Origin of the sequence: Haloarcula sediminis, from assembly GCF_035656455.1 — an archaeon.
Classification (GTDB): Archaea; Halobacteriota; Halobacteria; order Halobacteriales; family Haloarculaceae; genus Haloarcula; species Haloarcula sediminis.
In genome coordinates this window covers 114,734-135,020 of sequence record NZ_JAYMGA010000008.1, presented here as the reverse complement: position 1 = coordinate 135,020, position 20,287 = coordinate 114,734, and the positions used below count along the sequence as shown (strand labels likewise).

Sequence of the window (20,287 nt, the reverse complement as noted above, 5' to 3'; positions counted from 1 at the left end):
GGACGTGGTTAAGCGCCACGCTGTCGAGCGGCGACTCCCCTGTAAATATGTAAGAGGCCTTCGACGGTACCAGCATGCATCTCGATATCGGAGCGGCGCTGGGCGACGTGGCGGACCCCGGCGTCGACGAGGACGCCCTCGACGCGCTCGACGAACAGGTGGCCACAGCCCACGAGACCATCGCCGCGGGCCGTGAAAACGGCGACTTTGGCTATGCCGCGCTCAACCTGCCCGACGAGACCGACCCGTCGGTCATCCGCGAGGCCGTCGAGCCGGTCGAAGACGCCGAGTACGTCGTCACGGTGGGTATCGGCGGCTCCGCCCTCGGCGCGAAGACGGTGACGGCGGCGCTGGCCGACGACCCGGACCGGCACGTCATCCTCGACAACGTCGACCCGGAACACGTAGAGCGTACGCTCGCGGGGCTCCCGCTGGAGGAGACCGCCATCAACGTCGTCTCGAAGTCCGGCACGACGGCCGAGACGCTGGCGAACTTCCTCGTGGTCCGGGCGGCCTACGAGGACCGGGGCGTCGACTGGACCGAGCTTACGGTCGTGACGACCGGCGAGTCCGGGCCGCTGTCCCAACTCGTCGACGAGCACGACCTGCCCCGGCTGCCGGTGCCCGACGGCGTTCCCGGCCGCTTTGCCGCGCTGTCGTCGGTCGGACTGGTCCCGGCGGCCATCCTCGGCGTCGACATCGAGGGGCTGCTCGACGGCGCGAGCGCGGCCGCCGACGGGCTGGGTCCGTCGCTCTATGACTCCCCCGGCTACGCCTACGGCGCCGTCTGTTACGCACTCGAAGAGGAGGGCGCCGCGGTCAACGCCGTCATGCCCTACGCCGAGCGCCTGGAGTACTTCGCCGAGTGGTTCGCCCAGCTGTGGGCCGAGAGCCTCGGCAAGGACGGGCGAGGCCAGACGCCCGCTCGCGCGCTCGGGGCGACCGACCAGCACTCCCAGCTCCAGCTCTACCGGGCCGGCCCGCGGGACAAGATGGTCACCGTCGTCCGGCCGGGCGAGCGCGCCGACGTGCCCATCCCCGAGTCCGAGCACGACTCGCTGTCGTACTTCGCGGGCGCGGACCTGGGACAGCTGCTCGACGCGGAGTACGACGCCACCGTCGCCAGCCTCGCCGAGGCCGGTCGGCCGGCCGTCGAGATAGAGTTGGACCGACTCGACGCCGAGGGGCTGGGCGAGTTGCTGTACGCGATGGAGGCCGCCACGGTGCTGGTGGGCGAGCTGGCCGACATCGAGACGTTCACCCAGCCCGCCGTCGAGTGGGGCAAGCGCGCCGCGCGCGGCCTGCTGTCGGGCGAGGAGACCGCGGAGACAAAGACCGTCGCCGAACGTCCCAGCTACCGCATCGACTAGGGCTGCGACGCGAGCGTCGGCAGGACGGGACGGCCCGAGCCGCGCGCCCCGATCGGTGGGGTCTTGAGTCCCGCTCGCGTACGTCCGCCAACCGCTATGGCACTCTCGCCGCCGTACGTCTCGGTCGCCGACGGCCGCACGATAACCGAAAGCGTCGTCCGGGCGCTGGCCGTCGTCGCCGGCGCGTTCCTCTTTGCCGGCGTCTTCTCCTCGCTTGGCGCGGCGCTGCTTGGCGTTCCGGTCCCCCTCGATGCGAGTTCGACGTCCGCCGGCCTGTACGCGGCGGTCAACGCCATCTCCTTTGTCGGGTTCATCCTCGCCGGCGTCGTGTATCTCCGGGTCAGAGACGACCGGTCGCTCGTCTATCTGCGCCGGCCCGGCCCCTCGGACCTCGGGTGGGCCGTGGTCGGGCTGGTCGGTATCCTGCTTGGCTCGCTGGCGATGGGCGCCGTCGTCCAGTTGCTCTCCGCGCTCGCCGAGACGCTGTTCGGCGTGACCGTCGAGAGCGGCCAGAACAGCATCGTCACGCAGGGCCGCGACAATCCCGTCCTCTTTCTGTACATGGTGCCGGTCGCGCTCTTTTTCGTCGGGCCGGCTGAGGAACTCGTCTTCCGCGGCGTCGTCCAGGGGCTCTTCCGGCGCGCGTTCGGCGTGGTCCCGGGGGTAGCGTTGGCGAGCCTGCTGTTCGGACTGGGCCACTACCTTGCTATCAGCTCCGGGAGCGCCTGGACGTACATCCTCACCGCGGGCGCGCTCGGGCTGGTGCTGGGCGCGGTGTACGAGTACACAGAAAGCCTCGCCGTCCCCGCGCTGGCCCACGGGCTCTGGAACGCCGGGCTGTTCGTGGTGAACTACTACGTCGCGACCACTGCCGCCACGCTACCGGGCTGAGAGGGCCACGGTCGCCGTGCGACGGCTGTCTGACGGGTGTTTAAGCTGGCGGCGTCCCTTTTCCGTGGTATGTCAACCCGGTTCACGGTCGCGTGCGAGGACGACCAGGCCCGGGCTATCGAACAGCTGGCCCGCCGGTACGGTATCAGCGAGGAGGACGTCCTCAGGCAGCTCATCGAGCTGGGCCTCGAAGACATCGAAGAGCGGACCGTCTAGGCAGGGTTCTTGCGGGAGAGCGAACTGCCACAGACGGGACAACGGTCGTGGTTCTCGTCGAACTCGCGGCCACAGCCCGCACACTGGAACTGCCACTCCCGTTGCTCGCTGATACCCTCGCGGGCGATGACCTCGACGCGGACGTCCAGTTTCTCCGCGACGTTTTGCATCGCGTAGTCGTCGGTGACGAGCGGACAGTCGAGTTCGAAGGCGGCGGCGATGAGGCGGATGTCGGTCTCGGACAGCTCCGCGAGGTCGCCGGTCTCGCGGGCGGCCCGCTCGATGCGCTCGACGGTGTCGTCTTCGGGGATGTGCAGGTGCATCCCCGACCCCTCCAGGGCGTCGAAGCGATAGGCGGCCTCGCCCTCTAACTCCTCCTGGACGAGCGGAATCGTCGCTATCCGTTCGTCGGTGTGGTACTCGTTGATAAACGCGGACGAATCGAGAACGTACATTTACCGCTTGACGATCATGTGGTCTTTGACGGCTTTGACCCGTTCGACGGGGACCAGCAGCCGGCCCTGGTCGCTGTACTCGAAGTCCGTGTTCCGGAGCGACTCGGCGGGGTCGATGACGAGGTGGTTGAGCGACCCCGACGAGAGGTCCATCGTGATGTTGTAGAGGCTTCCCAGTTCCGCCCCGTCGCTACCCATGACGTCTTTCCCCGAGAGGTTCTCGGCGAGTATGTCGGCCATAGTCGTCTTTCTGAGCGCGCTTACATAAACGCCACGGGCGTCAGACACGCGGCGTACACCCGTTTTCCGGCGGCCAGGGACAACGACACGGGGAAACGCCGGCGACGGCTGTTGCCCCCCGGAGTCGGGATGGGCGAGACAGTCACCGAAGCGGCGTCGTGGCGAGCCTACAGGGTCCGGAGACGGCCATGACGACGAACTTAACTACTGTGGCCGACACCTTCCAGTAACTTCTGAGGCCATCTATGTCTGACCAGGACGCCACCACAGAGACGGAGCACACCTTACGGACACCCATCGTCGCCGTACTGGGTCACGTCGACCACGGGAAGACGAGCCTGCTGGACCGCATCCGCGGCTCGGCCGTGACAGCGGGCGAGTCCGGCGCCATCACCCAGCACATCGGGGCCACCGCGGTCCCGCTCGACGTCATCTCGGACATCGCCGGAGAGCTGGTCGACCCGACCGACTTCGACCTGCCCGGCCTGCTGTTTATCGATACGCCCGGCCACCACTCCTTCTCGACGCTGCGGTCCCGTGGCGGGGCACTGGCCGACATCGCCATCCTCGTCGTCGACATCAACGACGGGTTCCAGCCACAGACGCTCGAAGCCATCGACATCCTCAAGCGGACCCAGACGCCCTTTATCGTCGCCGCGAACAAGATCGATACCGTCCCGGGCTGGAACCCCAACGAGAACCAGCCCGTCCAGCAGACGATGGACGCACAGTCCGAGCGGGTCACCTCGGACCTAAACGAGAAGCTGTACGAGCTCATCGGCGAGCTCTCGGACAACGGCTTCTCCGCGGACATGTACTGGCGCGTCCAGAACTTCCAGGCAAACATCGGCGTCGTCCCCGTCTCCGCCGAGACGGGCGAGGGCATCCCGGACCTGCTGACCGTGATGATGGGGCTGTCCCAGCGGTACATGAAAGCGGAGATGGAAATAGACGCCACGGGCCCCGGCGTCGGCACGGTACTGGAGGTCAAGGACACGCAGGGCTTTGGCGCGACGCTCGACGCCATCATCTACGACGGGACCATCCGTGCGGACGACACCATCGTCGTCGGCGGGCTCCAGGGCCCCATCGTCACCGACGTTCGGGCCCTGCTCCGCCCGCGCCCGCTTGAGGAGATACGCACCGAACAGCAGTTCGAGCAGGTCGACTCGGTAGCCGCGGCCGACGGCGTGAAAGTCGCCGCGCCGGACCTAGACGACGCCATCGCCGGCGCGCCAATCCGGGTGCTCCGTGACCGCGAGCGGAGCGAGGTCATCGCCGAGGTCGAGGAGGAACTCTCCGAGATCGAGGTTACCACGGGCGAGGAGGGCGTCGTCGTCAAGGCCGACACGCTCGGCTCGCTGGAGGCCATCTCCAGTACGCTCGAAGAGGCGGAGATACCCATCATGCGCGCCGAGGTCGGCGCCGTCGCCCCCCGGGACGTCCGCGTCGCCGAGACCGCAAACGAGCCGACCCACCGCGCGATACTGGCCTTCTCGGTCGAGGTACTGGACGACGCCCGGGACCTGGCCGAACAGGAGGACGTGACGCTGTTCGAGGACGACGTCATCTACCAGCTCGTCGAGGGGTACGACGACCACGTCACCGAGATTCAGGAGTCCCAGCAGGAACAGATTCTGGAGAACATCACCCGCCCCGCGAAGTTCCGGGTACTGCCCGACCACACCTTCCGCCAGAACGACCCCGCCGTCGTCGGCGTCGAGGTCCTCTCGGGCGAACTCCGGCGGAACGTCAACGTCGTCAAGTGGGACGGGTCGGAGCCGACCCGTGTCGGTCGCCTGAAATCGCTGCAGGACGCCGGCGAGGACGTGGACGCGGCCCGCACAGGTGAACAGCTCGCTGCCTCCATCGACGGCCCGACTGTCGGCCGCCAGATAGAGGAGGGCGACGACCTCTGGGTGGAAATCCCCGAGAAACACGCCAAGATACTCGAACAGGAGCTGAAAGAGGAGATATCTATCGACGAGCGCGAGGCGCTGTCGATGTACCTCGAAAAACACCGGAATCGGGACCCCTTCTGGGGCAAGTAGCGAGGTCACGAGCCTGCGAGTGACCTCGAAAAGCGACGCGGGGAACACAGTGACCCGCGGAGCAGTAGCGAGAGCCCGAGCGAAGCGAGGGGTCTCGAAGCGAAACGGAGCGGGACCGGTGGTCCCGCAGGCAGTCGGGCGGCTTTGCCGCCCGACGACGGCGAACGCAGTGAGCCGGAGAGCAGTAGCGAGGTTTCGCCGCAGCGAAACCGCGAAAAACGACGCGGTGAGCGGGAGCGTTCCGCGGAACAGCAGCGGAACACCGACTAGAGCGTCTCTCAGAGAGCGAGCAGTACCCTTTTGCTCGGTCCGCGAGAAGACCGGCCATGCTCTCCCGCGAGAACCGGATTCTCCTCGGCTGTGGCGCGCTCGCAGTACTCCTGAGTTACACCGCCGCCTGGCTCGACGCACCGGGGCCGCTCGTGCTGGCGCTCCTGCTCGGTGTCGGCGTCGTCCTGCCCTTTCTCATCAACGAGCGCCCCGACGTCGGCGAGTCGCTGTAGGCCGATACGGCCGGGCGAGTTCGACGGGAGTAATAATATTTAATTAGACGGCGTGTCTTCGAACGGACACGATGACCGCTCCGCTCTCGACGGCCGACCTCGTGCTGGCGAGTATCGCCATCGCGATGGCGCTTGCGGCCTTTGGTGCCGTCGCCACTTCGCTCAGCGTCGCCGTCGCCATGGCCGCGGGCTCGATACCCGCGACCGGCTCTATCGGCTACGCACTGTTTTACAACCCGCCGACCGACGCCTGAGCGGCGGCGTTGGGCGCCCGGCCGTGAAATCACACGGTTTTTTGCGTTGTTCGGTGTAGCTACCGGCATGGCAACGTCAGACACGTCGTCGGGCGTGCTGGGGGCCGACCTCCCGGCGGCGCTTGACCGGGCAGAATCACACAGCTGGGAGTACGGCCACACCTGTGTCACGCGGGAAGGCCGACCCCGCGAGACGTGGACCGACGAGGCCGGCCGACAGTCGGTCACTGTCTTCGACGTCACCGACCACACCGTCGTGCTCCGGGTGCGGACGCCGGTCGGTCGAGAGTCGTACTACGGGATGGCCGACCGGGACTACGAGGCCGCTCGCGAGTCGTTCGTCGACGGCGGCTGGACACTGACACAGGGCCACACTGACTGCTGATACTGGTGGCGGTACGTTCGTAAAGATATTTGTCACCCCGGGTGGCGAATTACTTCAGTTTGTTACAGCCCCCAGTATGAGCCGGGCCGTCGTCTCGACGAGTTCGAGCGGGATCGGCTACGCGGCGTCACGGAGACCGCGCGTACTGAAAAAGACTGCCGCTACTGCGCTGTCGGCGAGCGGTCCTCGCCCATGACCTGTTTGACCTGCAGGGCCGCTGAGGCGGCGATCCCCTGTGCGAGGTCGTCCCGCTCCTCGTCGGAGATGGTCGCCGACTCCGGGTCCTCCGGCTGGTAGTCGGCACTGACGACAGAGCCCACCGGCGGCTGGACCGCGATTGTCGCCCGGGGCCCCGTCTCGCTGTCGCTGACCTCCGAGCCCACCACGAACCCCCCGGGGAGCAGCTCCCGCGTTCGGGCCGCGACGGTCGCGAGGTCGCGGCGCAGCGTCTGGCGCTGCTCACGCGTGAGCGTCACTTTCTCCGTCTCGCCACCGAGGGGCGAATTTCCGTACATGTAGGTTCTCTCTTCGATAGGTCGGTGACCGGTAAAAACCCAGTGGCTTTGCGGCAATGTTGCCGTCGTCCGAACCTGCCGGCGGAGCGACCGGGCGGGTCAGACGACCGGGCAGCTCTTGCCGTAGGTGGCGATGACCACCGCGCTCGCGTGGGTCGTCTCGGGCGCGACCGACTCGACGCGGACGGACTCCTCGGTGAACTCCCAGTCCCGGAGTTCCCGGCCGGCCGCCAGCCCCTCGCGAATCTCCGCCCGCACCGCGTCGGGGTCGGTCCCGTCGACCTCGTAGAAGATGCCGGGGCCGGCCTCGCTGCGCGCCCAGCCGATGCCCGCGGCGGCCCGCTCGCCCGGCGCCGCGGTCGCAGCCGACTGGACCACCTCCAGGGCCTCACCGGGGGGACCCAGCTCGGGCGCCGTCCCCGCCAGTTCGATGTCGGGGCCGGCGGGGATGACCGACGAGAGCGTCACCAGGTTGTAGTTGTGGACGCCGGCCTCGGCCAGCGCCGCGTCGTAGGAAGCCAGCGCGGTCGGGCCGGTGGCGGTCCCCCACACGACCCGGATGGTACTCATGTATGAGCCTGAACGACGGGGCCGCTAAGGGGTTTCGTTTCGGCTATCGCGGGCGGTGAGTGGCCAGGCGAGAGCGGTGCAGTGGCTGTGAGCGAGTGGAACGGCAACGAGAGTCCGACGGTGGGGAGGACTCTCGATGCGCAACGGCGAGCGCAGAGAGCCGTGGAGCGAGCCGTTCCCGAGCGAACCGGGGGAGGGCAGGCTGTCCAGAGTGTGCATACCGCTCGCCGTTGGCGAGCGGTTTCACCGGACGCGAACGAAGTGAGCGTCCGGTCTTTTTCGCGAACGTTTTTCAAGGAGTGGTTCGCGCAGAGCGCGAACCCGATGCAGAAAAAGGTTCAGGCGAAGGCGACCGGCTGGCTGCCCGTCTCCTCGTCCTGGTCGATTTTCTCCAGGGCGTCGTAGAAGTCCTGTTGCTCGACCGTGGTCCGGCTGTCCCGGATGGCGAACATCCCGGCCTCCGTGGTCAGCGAGGCGATTTCGGCGCCCGAGAGTCCCTCCGTTTCGGCGGCAAAGGCGCCCAGGTCCACGTCCGCGGCGAGGTTCATGTCCTCGGTGTGAATCTCCAGAATGCGCTCGCGGCCCTCGGCGTCGGGGTTGGGGACCTCGATGAGGCGGTCGAACCGGCCGGGTCGGAGGATGGCGCGGTCGAGCATGTCGAAGCGGTTCGTGGCGGCGATGATACGGATTTCACCGCGGTCGTCGAAGCCGTCCATCTCCGAGAGCAGCTGCATCATCGTCCGCTGGACCTCGGCGTCGCCGCTGGTTTTGGACTCCGTGCGCTTGGCGGCGATGGCGTCGATCTCGTCGATGAAGATGATGGCGGGCTGTCGCTCGGAGGCGAGCTCGAAGAGGTCCCGGACGAGGCGCGCGCCCTCGCCGATGAACTTCCGGACGAGCTCGGAGCCGGCCATCTTGATGAAGGTGGCGTCGGTCTCATTGGCGACGGCTTTCGCGAGCATCGTCTTACCGGTGCCGGGCGGGCCGTGCAGCAGGACGCCGCTTGGCGGTTCGATGCCCACGTCTTTGAACTGCTGTGCGTTGAGCAGGGGCTCCTCGACGGCCTCCCGGACCTCGACCAGCTGTTCCTCCAGGCCGCCGATGTCCTCGTAGGTCACGTCCGGCGAGGAGTCGACCTGCATCGCCTGGGCGCGCGAGTCCGTCTCGGCTTCCAGAATCTGCTTGACGCTGAAAGAATCGTTGATGGCGACGCGGTCCCCGGCTTCGAGCGTGTCGCGGATAGAGGGCGAGACCTCGGTCAGGACCTCCTGGTTGTTGCCGTGCTGTTTGACGACGACGCCGTCGTCGGTTAGCTCCTCGGCCGTCGCGATGTACAGCGAGGAGGTTTTCAGCGTCTCGTTTTCCCGTTCGAGCTGGTCGACGTCGTTCGAGAGGTCGGCCTGGCGCTCCTGGGCGCTGTCGAGCTGCTCGGTGAGCTGTTCGTTGACACGGACTATCTCTTCGAAGTGGTCCCGGAGGGCCTCTAGACGCTCTTCTGGCGTCATCTCTGGGTCGAGGTCCAGACGTGGTCGCTCCGGAAGCGAGGGACTGCGCGACATTTGACTGCCCGATACTACCGGTTGAGACTAAAAGTGCCTTTGGGTCACAACACCGAGTCGTGTCGGCCGACAGTCTCGTCGACCCGCGGCGGGGCTACCGGAGGCTGGCGAACTCGTCGAGGTACTCGCCGTAGGTGTCCAGTGCCGACTCGACCGGGTCGGGCGAGGCCATGTCGACGCCGGCGCCCCGCAGCAGCTCCAGCGGGTACTCGCGGGAGCCACTGGACAGGAAGTCGATGTAGCGCTGTGCGGCGGGCTCGCCCTCCTCGAGGATGCCGTCCACGAGCGCCACGGCCGCGGAGATGCCGGTCGCGTACTGGTAGACGTAAAAGGCCCGGTAGAAGTGCGGAATGCGCATCCACTCGCGGGCGATACGGTCGTCGAGCTCTGCGGGCGCGTAGTAGTCGCCTTTCAGCTCGGCGTAGAGGTCGTCCAGCCGGTCGGGCGTCAGAGGCTCGCCGGCCTCGGCCATCTCGTGGGTCCGGTGTTCGAACTCCGCGAACATCGTCTGGCGATACAGCGTCGAGCGGAACCGTTCGAGGTACTCGTTGAGGACGTGGCGGCGCAGTCGCTCGTCCTCGACGGTGTCAAGCAGGTGGTGGGTCAGCAGCGTCTCGTTGACCGTGCTGGCGACCTCGGCGACGAATATCTCGTAGTTCGAGTAGACGTAGGGCTGGCTCTCGCTGGTGTACTCCGAGTGCATCGAGTGGCCCAGTTCGTGGGCCAGCGTGTACATCGACTCGACGTCGTCCTGGTAGTTCATGAGGATGAACGGCTGGGAGTCGTAGGTCCCGCCCGAGTACGCGCCGGACTGCTTGTGTCTGGTCTCGTAGACGTCGACCCACCGCGAGTCGAGCCCCTCCGCGAGCCGGGACTGGTACTCCTCGCCAAGCGGCGCGACGGCCTCGGTGACGTACTCGCAGGCCTGCTCGTAGCTGACCTCGGGCGATTCCTCCTGGACCAGCGGGACGTAGAGGTCCCACATCCGAAGGTCGTCACCGTCGATGCTCTCGCGTTTCAGCTCGGCGTGGCGATGGAGGTTGTCGAGGTTGTCGCGGACGGTGTCGACGAGCGTGTCGTACACCTCGACGGGGACGTTGGGGCCGTTCAGCGCGGCCCCACGGGCGGTGTCGTAGTTTCTGGCCTGGGCGAGCTTCACGTCGGTCTTGACGGCGTTCTTGTGGGCCGTGCCGACGGCGTTTCTGACGCCCGCCCACTCGTCGTAGAAGGCCTCGTACACACGCTGTCGGAACTCGCGGTCAGGGTGTTTCTGCAGCGTCGTGAAGTTGTTCAGCGTGATGGGCTGGGCGTCGCCGTCGGGCCCCTCGACGGTCGGGAACTCCATGTCGGCGTTGGCCAGCATGTTGTACACCTCGCCCGCGGCGCCGGTGACCTCACCCAGTTCGGCCAGCAGGTTCTCGACCTCCGTCGAGCGGGTGTGGGGTTTCATCCGCAACACGTCGTCGAAGTAGTGCTCGTAGTCGGCCAGGGCGGGTTCGGTCTCGACCAGTTCGTCGATGTCGTCCTCGGTCAGTTCCTGCAGTTCGGGTTCGAGGAAGGAGGCGGCCGAACTCGCCTCGGAGGAGAGCGACTGCGAGCGAGCGGTCAGCGCCTGATAGGTGTCGTCGGTCGTGTCCTCGTCCCGGCGCATCCGGGCGTAGGAGGCGACGTTCGAGACCGTTCGCATCAGCTGTTCGTACGTTTCGAGGGTAGCCAGAAGCGTGGCCGCGTCGTCCGTACAGCGGCCCTCGTAGGCTTCGAGGTCCTCGATGAGCCCCTCGGCGTCCTCGTAGGCTCGCTCCCAGGCCTCGTCGTCGGCATAGAGGGATTCGAGGGCCCACTTGTACTCCTCGTCGATGTCGTCGCGTGCGGGTACCGAACTCATGTGCCTCGGGGTAGGAAACCCGCCGAAGTAAGCCTTTCCGGGCGAGGAGTGTGTGGGTTCTATGCCTCGACTGATACGAGTGAGGGCCAGAAAGCCCCCGACTGCTCGTCGGCTGCGACTCGCTGCGGTCTTCACTCACTCCGTTCGTTGCGGTCCTTGCTTCGTCTCGCTCGACGAGCAGTCGGCCCCTTTCAGTCCGCCTATTTGATTGTTCCACGGGCCGGGACTTTCTGGCTGTTACAGCGATCTACTTCGTTGAACGCACCATCGGCGGCCTACTCTATCCCCGACGCCACACACGCAGCAACCCGCGCCGCGGTCGCTCGTTCCACCCGCAGGTCCTCGAAGACCGAGCGGGCGCCGTCAACGGCGTCGTCGTCCGGGTCGAACACCACGCCGGGGTAGTCGACGCCGGTCAGGACGAGCGGGTACGCCGGCGCGGGCGCGACCCCTTCGGGACCGGACAGGGGCTCAGCCGAGAGGACGCGGTCGACCTTCGAGAGCGCGGATTCGCCCCGAATAATCTCATCGAGCAGGCCGACGACGCGGCGGACCAGCTGCCGGGCGAACCCGCCGGCGCGAAGCTCGACAACCAGCAGGTCGCCGTCCCGCTTGAGGTCGCCAACCAGCTCACGCACTGTCCCCTCGTCGTCGGGCGTGAGGTTGTGGTAGTCGTGGCGGCCACAGAGCGCCGCGAGCGCCTCGCGTGCCAGGTCGTCGTCGGCCTCGGGCGCGTACAGGAAGTAGGTGTAGCGGCGCTCGGTCGCGTCGTGTGTCGCATGAAAGTCGCCGGGAACGTCGGCGCTGGCCCACACCCGGACGGCGGCGGGCAGCTCGCTGGTAAAGGCCGCGGGCGTCAGCCACTCCGGGGCCTCGAAGGCGACCGTCTGGGCGACGGCGGAGACGCCGGCGTCGGTGCGACCCGCCGCGGCGTAGCCCGCGGGCGGCCCGTCGTCGCGGCTGCGGACGCCCAGGCGGGCCAGCCCGGAAAGCAGTGCGCCCTCGACGGTCGCCACGTCGGGCTGGCGCTGGAAGCCGCTGTAGGGCCGGCCGTCGTAGGCGACCCGGTAGGCGCGCATACCCCGTCGTATGCGGGGGTCCCACTTGTGTGGGTCGGCTCCCACAGCGTGGCAACGAGAGGGGGATTTACCAACGTCGGGGCCGTAGCCAGCGGTAGAATGGCAAAATCCGCCGAGGACGGCCACCAGTTCCCACGTCCGCCACAGGAGTTCACTGACGGCGAAGACCGGACAGTCCGGATGGTGGCCTACGACGGCGATGCCGAGCCGCTCGTGGCGATGTACGTCGACTTCGACGCGGATTCGCGGTCCCAGGGCGTGCCACCGCGCAAGGAGCCCGCCATTCGCGAGTGGGCCCAGGGACTGCTGGAGGAGGGAGTGAACGTCGTCGTCTGGCACGACGACCGGGCGGTGGGCCACGCCGCGCTCGTGCCCGTCGGGGACGGCAGCGCGGAGCTGGCCATCTTCGTCCACCCCGAGTACCAGTCGGCCGGTATCGGCACGCGGCTCATCAAGGTGTTGCTGGGCCACGGCCAGGAGGAGGGCATCGAACACGTCTGGCTTGCGGTCTCCCAGCGCAACCACGTCGCGATACGGGTCTACCGCGCGGCGGGCTTCGAGACCCGGCTGCGCGAACACGTCGAAATCGAGATGGAACGCGACCTATGAGAAGTCCTCGAAGGTCGGCCGGTCGTACTCGCCCGGGAACTCGGTGACCGGGACCGACACCTGTTCGCCCCCGTCCATCTCTTTTAGCGTCACCTCGTCGTTTGCCAGGTCCTGCTCACCGACGATGACGACCGTCTCGGCGTTGACGCCGTCGGCATAGCCCATCTGTGCGCCAAAGGAGCGGTCGGCGATGTCGGTCTCGACGACGTGGCCCTTCTCGCGCAGGTCGCGGGCGATCCGCGCGGCGGTCGGCCGCGTGTCGCCCACCTGCAGGACGTAGTAGTCCGTCCGGAGCTCCTCTGTCGGCCAGACGCCGGCGCGTTCACAGAGCAACTGCAGCGTCGCGTGGCCCGGGGCGAAGCCGACCGCCGGGGTCGGCTGGCCGCCAAAGCCCTCGATGAGGTCGTCGTAGCGCCCGCCGCCGAATATCGACCGGGACACCTCGCCCGTCGCGTCGAAACACTCGAAGACGACGCCGGTGTAGTAGTCCAGCCCGCGCGCGGTCGACAGCGAGAGGGTGAGCTGGTCGCGCACCCCGAAGTCGTCGGCGGCCGCGAGGACCGCACGGAGGTTCCCCGTGGCGTCCGCGACGGCTTCGGAGCGGTCCGCAAGCGTATCGAGGTCGTCCTCGCCGGTGTCGAGCAGGTCGTCGAACGCCTCGGCGTCGTCGTAGGAGAGGCCGGCCTCGTACAGCAGGTCCAGATACTCGTCGCGGTCGACCTTCGCGCGCTTGTCGACGGCCCGGATGGCCTCGCGAGTGTCGACCCCGGCGTCGAACGACTCCAGCAGGCCCGAGAGGATGTCCCGGTGGGAGACCCGAATCTCGAAGTCGTCGTCGTCGAGACCGAGGTCTGAGAGCATCTCGACGGCGACTGCCAGAATCTCGGCGTCGGCGTCCGGTTCGCTCGACCCGAAGATGTCGACGTTGGTCTGGTAGAACTCCCGGAACCGGCCCTGCTGGACCTGCTCGTAGCGCCAGAACGGCCGCGTCGACACCCACTTGATGGGTTTGGACAGCTCCTGCTGTTTGGCGACGAACATCCGGGCGACCGTCGGCGTGAGCTCGGGGGTCAGGGCCACCTCGCGGCCGCCCTTGTCCTCGAAGCTGTAGAGCTCCTCGACGATCTCCTCGCCGCTCTTGTCCGTGTACATCTCGGTCGGTTCCAGCGCCGGCGTCCCTATCTCCCGGAAGCCATACCGTCTGGCGGTGTCCTCGATGGTGTCCATCGCCCAGCGGCGGGACCCCATCTCCTCGGGGTAGAAATCTCGAAAGCCCTTGACGGAGTCGTACATGTCTCCGCGTACAGCGAGGGCGCGCTTGAAGCTGTTCGTTCGCGACTCGGACCGCGCGTTACTGTTAGCGAATAGATAATTTCTGCCCGGCTCGGATGAGAAGAGTTACACGACTTCACCGCAGGAGAGCGACCAGTGACCGCGTCTACCGATAGCGAGTATCTGACAGCGGACCGGACCGGGAGCAAGATGCAGAAGCTGTGGTCGGTGTCGCTCTGTCTCGTCGCCGGCGGGCTGAGCGTGTACACGGCGGTAAACGGGGTCTGGACGGTCTCGGCGCTGTTTGCCCTGGGGCTGGCCCTAGCAACCCAGTCCTACAGAGCGGTCGAAGACGAACGACTCGCCGTGGAACCGACGGAGTAAGGCCGGCGGGCAGTTACCCGCCACGCCAGCCGCCTAGGACCGTCCGCGGACCCGCGATTGGGTGTGCTCGGGGAACACCTCGTCGACGGCGCCCGCTCCGTGCTCCGCACGCAGGAGCGAGCGCAGTTCGACCTCGTAATCGGCTTTCGGTATCTCGGCGCTCGGCCCGGTCTCGACGGCGAGCGTCTCGGCGACCATGCCGTCGATAGCACCCCGACCGACACCGGAAAGCGGGGCGAGATAGTCCACGCCGAAGCGGTCCTCGACACTCTGGGCGAGCGGGCGGTCGACAGTCGGAACGCGGTCGTCCCGTCGGGTCCCGTCGGCGACGGCGTCGATGTCGTCTGCCCACGCGCCCGCGGCGACCCGCTCGACGGCGTGCTCGTGGACCTGCTGGATGCCGTTCCGGGGGTAGCCGTCGTCGTACATCCGCGAGACGGCGTCGTGGGCCACTGCGGGGTCCAGATCGACGGTTTCGTGCGGAAAGCCGAGCGCGTCGGCGGCCTCGCGGGCCGGTTCGGGGTCGACGACGCCGAAGCTCGCAGTGACCAGCGTCACGTCATAGAAGTCCTCTAGCAAAAGCGCCACGAGAGAGGAATCCTTCCCGGCGCTGAACAACAGCCCACAGCGCATCTACCGGCGCTTGATGTCGAAGCTCTTCGAGTCGGGCGTCAGCTCCGAGAGGAGCTCTTTCATCTGGTCCTCGTCGATCTGATCGCCGACGCGGCCGCTGCGGGCCAGGGCGACGATCTGCTGTTCGACCTGCTCGCCCACGTCGGGCTTGGACATCTTGACCGTGTTGAGCCGCTTGCGGGCGCCGTCGGTCAGGTGCTGGCGGAGGATAGCCTTCTTCTGGGCTTCGGCCTGTTCCTGGGCGGCCTGCTGGGCCTCGGCGTCGCCCTCGCCCTGTTGCTCCTTTAGCTGTTCCATCTTCTGCTTGCGGAGCTCTTCGAGTTCCTCCTCGCTGGGGTCACCACTCATGGATATCAACAGCTACCGGGTTCGGCCGGAAAACGATTTCGGAGCCTCAGGCGTAGCGTTCGAGTTCGGGGCGGTCCAGATCTTCGAGGACTTCGCCGGCGGTGTCGTCGAGCAGGCTGCGGCCCTCGCCGGTGACCCGTCGGCCGTCGGCCTCGCTGGTCTCGACGTAGCCGGCTTCTTCGAGCTGCTGGAGGGCGGTGCGGATGATCGACCCGGAGCCCTCGGCCTTCTGGTGGGGGCGGACGCGGTAGCGGGTGGTGCCCTGCTTCGAGGTGCCGTACTCGGACTTGAGGTCGCTGACGCCGATGGGGCCGTCGACGGCAACCTTCCGGAGCAGGCTGGCGGCGCGTCGCTCCCAGAAGTCCGGCTGCTCGGGCGGGAGCTCGCGGTCGACGCCGGTCTTGGCGACGGCGGTCCACTCGGGGGCCTCGATGTCGTCTTCGTCCTTGAGCGTCTCGGTGAGGGCCTCGATGAGGTCCTCTGCGGGCACGTCGTAGAGTGTCGTCATTGGCCCTTGCTTCCCGTCGGCGTCATTTAAGCGCATCGTTGTCCGGCCCGGGACGTGAACGGTCGACACGGCCAGATGGCCCCCGTTCGTGTTTCGAGCCCACACTACTCCCTTGTGTTTGCCGCGGCGCGGTCGGCCCCGAGCGCGCTGGCGACGGCGGCGCCGAGCAACAGCGGGAACAGATACGTCGCCCCGCGGTGGACGAGCACCGCCGAGGTCGCCACGGCCCCGGGGACGGCGGTGGTCGAGACGAGCAGGGTCACCAGCACCGCCTCGATAGCACCCGACCCGCCGGGCAGCGGGGCCAGACTCGCGATGGAGCCGACGGGCACCACCAGCAGGGCGACCGAGACGGGAACAGTGTGGCCCACGGCGTACAGCGAGAGCCACAGCGAGCCGGCCAGGCAGGCCCAGCCCAGCCCCGAGAAGCCAAGCGTCTGCAGCAGCGTTTGCCTGTCCGTGGCGATACGCTCGATAGCGACGAAGAAGCTCTCGATACGGGCCTCGATGCTGTCGGCCGTCGGCGGCGACCACTTCGGAACGACCCGACCCACCCAGCGGATGGCGGGCGTGAGCAGCCGGACGGCAGTCGCTTCCAGTTCATAGCGGTAGCGCCAGCCCAGGAACGCGGCGACCGGGAGCCCGACCGCCAGCGCCGCGACGGCGACCGCGGCGAAGACGAGGTTCCGTCCCAGCTGGACGGCATCCGCCGTCACGAAGGTGAACCCGGCGATGGCGAAGCCGATCGAGGGGACGAAATGGACCGTGTCGACGCTGGCGATAGCGGCCAGGCCGGTCTCGTACTCGGTGTCGGCCGCCGAGGCGATGATGAGTGCGCTGAGGGGCTCGCCGCCGGCCTGGCCGAAAGGGGTGACGTTGTTCGAGAAGACGGCGCCGGCGTAGACGAGCACCGCCGTGTGGGCCCGAACCGGGCTACCCAGCGCCCGCAGGACGGACCACAGCGCCAACCCCCACGTGGTCAGCCAGACGAGCGCGACGACGGCGACGAAAACGAGGGCGACCGGGTCCGCGGACAGCAGCGCGGTCACGGTCCGGTCGACGCCGACGACCCACACCAGCACCGCGAGCACGGCCAGCGCGCCGACGAACCCGGCGAACGTCGCCACGCGGTTGCCGTCCATACGAACTGCGTGGGCCGTCCGGGGTTTGAACGTACCGACCGCTAGGAACTGGTTTTACTGACTGAACTAACCTGTGAACAGCCAGAAAGCCCCCGACCGTTCGGCTCGGGCGACTCGCTGCGCTCCTCGGCCTCCGGCCTGCGGTGCTTGTGTCGTCGGCCATCGCCGAACGGTCGGCCCCTTTCAGTCCCGCCCAATACCGTTTGGCCAACCGTCTACGGGTGGACTTGAAGGGGCGTTGTCGGCGCTGCGCGCCGACGGCTCGGGAGTCCTCTGGTCTCCCGGTGGCGGGCTACACAAAGGCAGACGACACAAGCACTGGACTGAGCGGAGCGAAGGACGCGCACAGCGAGTCCACCGAGTGTAGCCCGCCGGGGATTTTTGGCTCTTGGCAGTAGTTGTGTCACCGGTTGCATCCACTGCCGAACCAACGCTCGTTTTAGCCGGCAACACAAGAACTGCGTATGGACGAGCAGACCGCCCTGGGGCTCATCGGCGACCGCCTCCCGGCAGCGGGCGACGACTGTGCGGTCGTCGACGGACAGGTCATCACGACGGATATGCTCCACGAGCGGACGGACTTCCCCGAGGGGACGAGCCGCTACACCGCCGGCTGGCGGGCGGTCGGCGCGTCGCTGTCGGACGTGGCAGCGATGGGGGCCGAGGCCACGGCCGCGGTCGCGGTGTACGCGGTCCCGACCTTCGACGAGGCGGAGCTTTCGGCCTTCCTCGACGGGGCGACGGCGGTCTGTGAGGCGGTCGGGGCGGAGTACGTCGGCGGCGACCTCGACGGCCACGACGAGTTCACCGTCGCCACGACGGCGCTGGGCGAGACGGCCGACCCCGTCCGACGCTCCGGCGCCGAGCCCGGCGACGCCCTCTGTGTCACCGGGACGCTGGGTCGGACGGCCGCGGCGATTCGGCTGTTCGACCGGGGCGAGGTCGAGGCGGCAAACGAGCTGTTCCAGTTCGAACCCCGCGTGGCCGCGGGCCGGGCGCTTGCCCCCTACGCGACGGCGATGCTCGACTCCAGCGACGGACTGGCCCGGTCGGTCCACCAGCTAACCGAGGCGAGCGACTGCGGGGCGGCCCTGACCGGCCCGCTGCCCATCGACGAGCGGGTCGACACGCTGGCCGAGAGCGACGACGACCGGCGCGAACTGGGCCTCTTTTTCGGCGAGGACTTCGAACTGGTGTGTACGGTCCCCGAGAGCGACCTGGCGGCGGCACGGGAGGGCGCGCCCTGTCCGCTCCACCGGGTCGGAACCGTCACCGAAGCCGGGGTCACACTCGACGGGGAGCCCCTGGCCGACCGTGGCTACTCGCACTGAGGCTCGGCAGCCAGTGTCAGTGCCACCAGTTCGACGGCCCTGATCGCGGCGCCTTCCCGCTCCTCGCGGGTCAGTGAAGATTCGTCCGCGGACTGGCTGGGTTCAGCGGTCATCTGCTGTCAGGACGGAGACGCCGCGACCCCCTATACCCGGCCGATAGTTCGTCTCTGTTTACACGATTAACGCGATTTCACCGGCAGCTCCCGCGAACACGGGACGTCGCCCGTCGAGTAAAACCGGCTTATCCCGGGGGCCGACACCTCAGGCCGCGACTATCTCGAAGGGGATGGGGGTGAAACAGGCCAGGCCGAGACCGAACGTGACGACGCCGAGTACCGTCCGCCAGCGGTCAAGCGGCTCGTCGACGGTCGGTCTGGCCGGGCCGGCGTAGGCCATTCCCGCCGCGAGCAGCCCCCAGAACACCCACAGCGTCCAGACGCCAAAGCCGATGGGCGGGGCGTCCTGGGTGAAATAGAGGAATCCCGCCAGCGCGAACAGCCCACCGGGGACGGCCGCCGCGATCGTCTCCTGGCGCTGGCCGACGATGGAGCGGACGATGTGGCCCCCGTCCAACTGGCCCACCGGCAGGAGGTTCAGGAACGTGAAGAACATCCCCGCCCAGCCGGCGAAGACGACGGGGTGGACCGCCTCGGTGGGGCCGACGGCGGTGCCGATACCGAGCGCCCTGACGAACCCCTCGATGGCCTGCATGAGCAGCGGGTCGTGGAAGTTGATAGCGTACTGACTCGCGCCCTCGCGGACGCGCTGGGGGACCTGTATCGGGTCGAGCGTGAAGCCGACGAGCGTGACGGCGACGGTCGCGACCAGCCCGGCGAGCGGTCCCGCGACGCCGATGTCAAAGAGCGCGCGCCGGGAAGGGATGCGCCCGCGGATGTTGATGACGGCGCCCATCGTCCCCAAGAGGGAGGGAAACGGGATGAAATACGGTAACGTCACGTCGACACCGTGATACCGGGCGGCGGCGTAGTGGCCCAGCTCGTGGATGCCCAGCACGCCAAGCATCGCGACGACGAAGGGCCAGGCCTCGAACAGGCGGAGGGGTTGCTCCGTCACCGGGATGTAGTACCAGCTGCTGGCGCCGACAAACAGCGTCGAGGCGACCGTCGCGACCAGCAGGCCGACGTTGAGCCACGGGACACCGCCGCTGTCTTTGGGTTCGGCCACCAGCGCGTACTGCTGTGTCCGGGGCGTGTCGAACCCGTCGCCGGCCGGCCGGACGGACTGGACGGGGGACGGCGGCGCCGGCTGGCGTTCGAGCGAAAGGGAGTAGCCCGACTGGGCGAACTGCGGTCGGAGCGTCTCGACGGCGGCGTCGGGCCGGACCAGCGGTTCGCCGAAGTACCGGACGGTGCCGTCGGTCCGGTCGACGGCTGCCACGTGGAACACACCTGCGAGTTCGTCGGGGGACGGCGCGTCGTCGCCGTGGCCACTCATCGGCTACGGATAGTCGACGAGGACACTAATACCCCGTGTTCCGGGTGGCGATGGAGACGGAGCCTGTCGTGATTTCAGGGGATATCTACGGCAGTCCGTACGAGGGGGACCAGGGGGAAAGGGACTACGCGGGTTCGATACGCCAGGTGGTCGCGCTCGTGTACGACCACTTTTCGACGTTGATCTCGGTCGCGCTGTCTTTGAGTTTGACCATCAGCGCGCCGATCTCTTTGGGGGAGAGCCCGACCTCGTCCGCGATGAACTTGCTCTTGAAGTACATCTCACCGTCGGCCGCTTTCTCGGCCAGGAACGACTTGAGTCGCTGTTCTTTCGAGGGCTCTTCCTCACCGGAGGGCTGCGTAGTTGCGCTCATCTGTGTCACCTCGTTTCGTCAGTGGTCCGGCAAGGGCATATAAAGGAAGGAAGGTTCGCGTCGCTTCGGGGGCTTTCAGGCCAAATCAGCCTAAATAGTACTTTTTACGACCGTTTCTCTACCGCCGAGACGTTTTATACAGCTCTCTAAGCCCGTATTTCCTGTCTCTGAGCGATCGGTTTTTGACGCCGTAAAACGGCGAGTGGAGACGGGTTCTCGACCATTTGTAGGCATATATTGCCGATAACCGCCGCCCGCT

Annotated in this window: 25 protein-coding genes; 11 read left to right on the top strand and 14 right to left on the bottom strand. The window is 67.5% G+C overall.

What is annotated here, in order from left to right; translation table 11 throughout:
- The first annotated feature begins 74 nt into the window (after positions 1-74).
- The 3 genes from VJ162_RS14640 to VJ162_RS14630 all read left to right on the top strand — a co-directional run bounded on the left by VJ162_RS14640 (position 75) and on the right by VJ162_RS14630 (position 2,477).
- Positions 75-1,370 carry a glucose-6-phosphate isomerase gene (locus tag VJ162_RS14640; RefSeq protein ID WP_324665297.1) on the top strand — a complete coding sequence of 432 codons (1,296 nt, stop codon included), beginning with the start codon at positions 75-77 and terminating at the stop codon, positions 1,368-1,370.
- Between the two features lie 96 nt (positions 1,371-1,466).
- Complete coding sequence (locus VJ162_RS14635; RefSeq protein WP_324665296.1) at positions 1,467-2,261, top strand: CPBP family intramembrane glutamic endopeptidase; 795 nt, start codon at positions 1,467-1,469, stop codon at positions 2,259-2,261.
- A 69-nt stretch (positions 2,262-2,330) separates the two neighbouring features.
- On the top strand, positions 2,331-2,477 hold the full coding sequence (locus VJ162_RS14630) for a ribbon-helix-helix protein, CopG family (RefSeq protein WP_324665295.1): 147 nt from the start codon (positions 2,331-2,333) through the stop codon (positions 2,475-2,477).
- Here VJ162_RS14630 and VJ162_RS14625 read toward each other — a convergent pair.
- Together VJ162_RS14625 and VJ162_RS14620 are read right to left on the bottom strand one after the other, a co-directional pair.
- Positions 2,474-2,932, bottom strand: a complete 459-nt coding sequence (locus tag VJ162_RS14625) for an NOB1 family endonuclease (RefSeq protein ID WP_324665294.1) — start codon at positions 2,930-2,932, stop codon at positions 2,474-2,476. The two genes, VJ162_RS14630 and VJ162_RS14625, sit on opposite strands and share 4 nt — an antisense overlap.
- Positions 2,933-3,172, bottom strand: a complete 240-nt coding sequence (locus VJ162_RS14620) for a PRC-barrel domain-containing protein (RefSeq protein ID WP_324665292.1) — start codon at positions 3,170-3,172, stop codon at positions 2,933-2,935.
- A gap of 245 nt (positions 3,173-3,417) precedes the next feature.
- Between VJ162_RS14620 and infB the strand changes: the two genes are divergently transcribed.
- The 4 genes from infB (at position 3,418) to VJ162_RS14600 (ending at position 6,365) form a co-directional block, all read left to right on the top strand.
- Positions 3,418-5,223: a translation initiation factor IF-2 gene (gene infB / locus VJ162_RS14615; protein WP_324665290.1), complete on the top strand. Its 1,806-nt coding sequence runs from the start codon at positions 3,418-3,420 to the stop codon at positions 5,221-5,223.
- 326 nt (positions 5,224-5,549) lie between these two features.
- Positions 5,550-5,726, top strand: coding sequence for a hypothetical protein (locus tag VJ162_RS14610; RefSeq protein ID WP_324665288.1), 177 nt, complete (start codon positions 5,550-5,552; stop codon positions 5,724-5,726).
- 71 nt (positions 5,727-5,797) lie between these two features.
- Positions 5,798-5,980 carry a hypothetical protein gene (locus VJ162_RS14605; RefSeq protein WP_324665286.1) on the top strand — a complete coding sequence of 61 codons (183 nt, stop codon included), beginning with the start codon at positions 5,798-5,800 and terminating at the stop codon, positions 5,978-5,980.
- A gap of 67 nt (positions 5,981-6,047) precedes the next feature.
- Positions 6,048-6,365, top strand: a complete 318-nt coding sequence (locus VJ162_RS14600) for a hypothetical protein (protein WP_324665284.1) — start codon at positions 6,048-6,050, stop codon at positions 6,363-6,365.
- Between the two features lie 161 nt (positions 6,366-6,526).
- On the opposite strand, the gene VJ162_RS14595 is transcribed toward VJ162_RS14600, so the two are convergent.
- Positions 6,527-6,880 (bottom strand): DUF5811 family protein, encoded by a 354-nt coding sequence (locus tag VJ162_RS14595; protein WP_324665282.1) that lies wholly within the window; start codon positions 6,878-6,880, stop codon positions 6,527-6,529.
- Between the two features lie 99 nt (positions 6,881-6,979).
- The gene (locus tag VJ162_RS14590) at positions 6,980-7,450 is read right to left on the bottom strand and encodes a pyruvoyl-dependent arginine decarboxylase (RefSeq protein WP_324665280.1); all 471 of its coding nucleotides are present in this window, start codon (positions 7,448-7,450) and stop codon (positions 6,980-6,982) included.
- Positions 7,451-7,586: 136 nt separating this feature from the next.
- On the opposite strand from VJ162_RS14590, the gene VJ162_RS14585 reads away from it, so the two are divergent.
- Positions 7,587-7,715 (top strand): hypothetical protein, encoded by a 129-nt coding sequence (locus VJ162_RS14585; protein ID WP_324665278.1) that lies wholly within the window; start codon positions 7,587-7,589, stop codon positions 7,713-7,715.
- Between the two features lie 73 nt (positions 7,716-7,788).
- On the opposite strand, the gene pan2 is transcribed toward VJ162_RS14585, so the two are convergent.
- From pan2 to truA, 3 genes are all read right to left on the bottom strand, one after another.
- Positions 7,789-9,009 (bottom strand): proteasome-activating nucleotidase Pan2, encoded by a 1,221-nt coding sequence (pan2, locus tag VJ162_RS14580; RefSeq protein WP_324665276.1) that lies wholly within the window; start codon positions 9,007-9,009, stop codon positions 7,789-7,791.
- Positions 9,010-9,103: 94 nt separating this feature from the next.
- Positions 9,104-10,894, bottom strand: a complete 1,791-nt coding sequence (gene pepF, locus VJ162_RS14575) for an oligoendopeptidase F (RefSeq protein WP_324665274.1) — start codon at positions 10,892-10,894, stop codon at positions 9,104-9,106.
- Between the two features lie 275 nt (positions 10,895-11,169).
- Positions 11,170-11,973, bottom strand: coding sequence for a tRNA pseudouridine(38-40) synthase TruA (truA, locus tag VJ162_RS14570; protein ID WP_324665272.1), 804 nt, complete (start codon positions 11,971-11,973; stop codon positions 11,170-11,172).
- A gap of 99 nt (positions 11,974-12,072) precedes the next feature.
- Here truA and VJ162_RS14565 point away from each other — a divergent pair, with 99 nt between their 5' ends.
- Complete coding sequence (locus VJ162_RS14565; RefSeq protein WP_324665270.1) at positions 12,073-12,582, top strand: GNAT family N-acetyltransferase; 510 nt, start codon at positions 12,073-12,075, stop codon at positions 12,580-12,582.
- Here the strand turns inward: VJ162_RS14565 and hisS are convergent.
- The gene (hisS, locus tag VJ162_RS14560; protein WP_324665268.1) at positions 12,577-13,875 is read right to left on the bottom strand and encodes a histidine--tRNA ligase; all 1,299 of its coding nucleotides are present in this window, start codon (positions 13,873-13,875) and stop codon (positions 12,577-12,579) included. The genes VJ162_RS14565 and hisS overlap by 6 nt on opposite strands.
- Before the next feature lie 135 nt (positions 13,876-14,010).
- Here hisS and VJ162_RS14555 point away from each other — a divergent pair, with 135 nt between their 5' ends.
- Complete coding sequence (locus VJ162_RS14555; protein ID WP_324665266.1) at positions 14,011-14,238, top strand: hypothetical protein; 228 nt, start codon at positions 14,011-14,013, stop codon at positions 14,236-14,238.
- Between the two features lie 33 nt (positions 14,239-14,271).
- Here VJ162_RS14555 and VJ162_RS14550 read toward each other — a convergent pair whose 3' ends face one another.
- The 4 genes from VJ162_RS14550 to VJ162_RS14535 all read right to left on the bottom strand — a co-directional run bounded on the left by VJ162_RS14550 (position 14,272) and on the right by VJ162_RS14535 (position 16,869).
- Positions 14,272-14,871 carry a DUF7411 family protein gene (locus tag VJ162_RS14550; RefSeq protein ID WP_324665265.1) on the bottom strand — a complete coding sequence of 200 codons (600 nt, stop codon included), beginning with the start codon at positions 14,869-14,871 and terminating at the stop codon, positions 14,272-14,274.
- Complete coding sequence (locus VJ162_RS14545; RefSeq protein WP_324665264.1) at positions 14,872-15,219, bottom strand: DNA-binding protein; 348 nt, start codon at positions 15,217-15,219, stop codon at positions 14,872-14,874.
- A gap of 46 nt (positions 15,220-15,265) precedes the next feature.
- Positions 15,266-15,727 carry a 30S ribosomal protein S19e gene (locus VJ162_RS14540; RefSeq protein ID WP_324665263.1) on the bottom strand — a complete coding sequence of 154 codons (462 nt, stop codon included), beginning with the start codon at positions 15,725-15,727 and terminating at the stop codon, positions 15,266-15,268.
- Positions 15,728-15,831: 104 nt separating this feature from the next.
- Positions 15,832-16,869, bottom strand: coding sequence for a lysylphosphatidylglycerol synthase transmembrane domain-containing protein (locus tag VJ162_RS14535; RefSeq protein ID WP_324665262.1), 1,038 nt, complete (start codon positions 16,867-16,869; stop codon positions 15,832-15,834).
- A 464-nt stretch (positions 16,870-17,333) separates the two neighbouring features.
- Here VJ162_RS14535 and thiL point away from each other — a divergent pair, with 464 nt between their 5' ends.
- On the top strand, positions 17,334-18,200 hold the full coding sequence (gene thiL, locus VJ162_RS14530; protein ID WP_324665261.1) for a thiamine-phosphate kinase: 867 nt from the start codon (positions 17,334-17,336) through the stop codon (positions 18,198-18,200).
- Positions 18,201-18,461: 261 nt separating this feature from the next.
- Here the strand turns inward: thiL and VJ162_RS14525 are convergent, their stop codons facing one another.
- A complete protein-coding gene (locus VJ162_RS14525; RefSeq protein ID WP_324665260.1) occupies positions 18,462-19,655 on the bottom strand; it encodes a site-2 protease family protein in 1,194 nt (397 codons plus the stop codon).
- A gap of 124 nt (positions 19,656-19,779) precedes the next feature.
- Positions 19,780-20,028, bottom strand: a complete 249-nt coding sequence (locus VJ162_RS14520; protein ID WP_220588872.1) for a DUF7123 family protein — start codon at positions 20,026-20,028, stop codon at positions 19,780-19,782.
- Positions 20,029-20,287: the final 259 nt, after the last annotated feature.